Annotated in this window: 1 protein-coding gene; it reads left to right on the top strand. The window is 71.5% G+C overall.

Features of this window, described 5'->3' with window-relative positions; genetic code table 11:
* Nucleotides 1–627, top strand: a 627-nt coding sequence (locus ACTWQJ_RS52065; protein ID WP_443313307.1) for an MmyB family transcriptional regulator, incomplete at both ends; no start/stop codon positions are given.

The raw sequence follows: 627 nt of genomic DNA, 5'->3' as shown, positions 1-627 counted from the left end.
GCCACCCTCGCCCGCGCCCTGCACCTCGACGACGACCAACAGCAATACCTCTACGAACTCGCCGGCCGCACCGACAACCGACCGCACCGCCGCCGACCCGCGCAACGCGTACGCCCCGCCATGCGCCGCCTCCTGGACCAGCTCACCCAAACCCCCGCCCTTGTCCTCGGCAAACGCCTGGACATCCTCGCCTGGAACCCCGCCGCCATCGCGCTGTACACCGACTTCTCGGCCCTCCCGCCGACTCGCCGCAACTACGTGAACCTGCTGTTCTCGAATCCGGTGGTCCGGGAGTTGCATCTGGACTGGGAGCACGACGCCCGGGACGCCGTCGCCGGGCTGCGCATGGAGGCCGCGGCCGACCCCGTCGACCCGGACCTCGCCCGCCTCGTCGGCGAACTGTCCGTCCAGGACGCCGACTTCCGCACCTGGTGGGCCGAACACCGCGTCAGCAGCGCCGGATACGGCACCAAGCGCTACCGCCACCGCCTGGTGGGAGAGCTCACCCTCGACTGCGACACCTGGGCGAGCCCCGACGACTCCGGACAGCGCCTGATGGTCCTGACCGCCGAACCCGGCAGCCCCTCCCACGACGCCCTGCGCATCCTCACCTCCTGGACCGCGGAG

Origin of the sequence: Streptomyces sp. KR55 (assembly GCF_052245645.1) — a bacterium.
GTDB lineage: Bacteria > Actinomycetota > Actinomycetes > Streptomycetales > Streptomycetaceae > Streptomyces > Streptomyces flavusporus.
Note: the sequence above shows the minus strand (reverse complement) of the source record. Positions and strands in the feature narration are given on the sequence as shown.